We start from the raw sequence: 1,899 nt of genomic DNA, 5'->3' as shown, positions 1-1,899 counted from the left end.
CAGCCGCCGGCCGTACGCGCCGGTGGACCGCAGCGCCACCTGGTCCTCTCCGTCGGCGCCGGCGAGGACGCGGGCGAGCCGCCGGGCCGCGCGGTCGTCCGGTTCGCCGGGCAGGTCGACGAGGCCGCCCCAGCGGTCCGGGTGTTCCAGGGCGGCGACCCGGCCGAAGCCCCAGGCGAGCTGCTGCGTCGGGTGCGGCAGCGGGTCGGCGGGGCCGGTGGAGACGGCGCCCCGGGTGAGGGTCCACAGTGGTGCGCGGATCCCGGCGTCGCCGAGGGCCTGCACGAGGGTGACGGTGCCGGCGAAGCCGGCCGGCAGGTGCGGGTGCCCGGGCAGCGGCGTCTCGTCGAGCGGGAGCAGGGAGGCGATGCCGGCGGCCGGGGTGGCCGCGGCGAGGTCGCGCAGCCGGGCCGCGAGGCCGGCGCGGTCGGACCGTTCCCCGGCGAGGGCGACGGGTACGACCGTGGCGCCGTGCCGGCGCAGCGCGTCGGCGGTGAAGGCGGCCTCAGCGGCGCCGGTGTCGTCCGGGCCGGTGACCAGCCACCAGGTGCCGGTGAGGGCCGGCTCGGCGGCGGTGTCGGGGGCGACGGGCAGCAGGTCGGCGAGGGCGCCCTCCGGTACCGCGGCGGTGTCGGCGAGTTCGGCGGTGACCGCGGCGAGGTCCTCGGCCTCGACGGCGGCCCAGAACCGGGCGTCGACCTCGTCGGGCTCCGTGAGGGCCGCCGGGGCCGGCGCGGCGGCCGGGCGCGGCCAGTAGTGCTGCCGCTGGAACGGGTAGGTGGGCAGGTCGCGGCGGTGCACGGCGCGGCCGGCGAAGGCGGGCCGCCAGTCGACGGCGGCGCCACCGGCGTACGCCTCGGCGAGCGCGCGGTGGAACCGGTCGAGGCCGCCCTCGTCGCGGCGCAGGGTGCCCGTGACGGTGACCGCGGTCGGGTCGGCGGCGGCCACCTCCACGCTCTCCTGCACCGCCATGGTGAGCACCGGGTGGGCGCTGACCTCCACGAACGTGTGATAGCCGGCAGCCACCAGATCACGCACGGCCTCGTCGAAGCGCACCGTCTGCCGCAGGTTCCGGTACCAGTAGTCCGCGTCGAGACCGGCCGTGTCGACCCAGTCACCCTCCACCGTGGACCGGAACCGGACCTCCCCGGTGCGGGGCCGCAGCCCGCCGAGCAGATCCAGGAGCTGCTCCCGCAGCGGCTCGACGTGCCCCGAGTGCGACGCGTAGTCCACCGGCACCCGACGCACCCGCACGTCACGGCCCTCGTAGTGAGCGACCAGCTCATCGAGGGCGGCGGCATCACCGGACACGACCACGGAGGTGGGGCCGTTGACGGCGGCCAGCGCGACCCGTCCGCCCCACCGCTCGATGGTGGCGGCGGCCTCCTCGGCCGTGGTGGCGACCGACACCATGCCACCGCCACCCGCGATACCGGCGATGATCCGGCTGCGCAACGCCACCACGGCCGCGGCGTCGTCCAACGTCAGTGCCCCCGCGACATACGCGGCGGCGATCTCGCCCTGCGAGTGGCCGATCACGGCGGAGGGTTGGACGCCGTAGGAGCGCCACAACGCGGCCAGGGACACACCGACCGCGAACAGCGCCGGCTGCACCACATCGACCCGCTCCAACGACGGCGCATCCGGCGCGCCCCGCACCACATCCAGCAGAGACCAGTCCACATACGGACGCAGCGCCTCCGCGCACGCGCCGAACGCCTCCGCGAACACCGGAGCGCTGTCCAACAACTCCGCTGCCATACCCGCCCACTGCGAACCCTGCCCAGGGAAGACGAAAGCCACCTCCCCCGGCGTACCCGGGGCGCGGGTGACGGTGTGCGGCGCGGGGCGGCCGTCGGCGAGCGCGCCCAGCGCGGCGGCCAGGCCGTCGCGGCCGGC

At 76.9% G+C, this 1,899-nt stretch carries 1 protein-coding gene; it reads right to left on the bottom strand.

The annotated features are described in order from the left end of the window. Positions 1–1,899, bottom strand: a 1,899-nt coding sequence (locus B0E53_RS36050) for an acyltransferase domain-containing protein (protein WP_146167959.1), incomplete at both ends; no start/stop codon positions are given.

It is taken from the genome of Micromonospora sp. MH33 (genome assembly GCF_003013775.1).
Lineage (GTDB): Bacteria > Actinomycetota > Actinomycetes > Mycobacteriales > Micromonosporaceae > Micromonospora > Micromonospora fulviviridis.
Note: the sequence above shows the minus strand (reverse complement) of the source record. Positions and strands in the feature narration are given on the sequence as shown.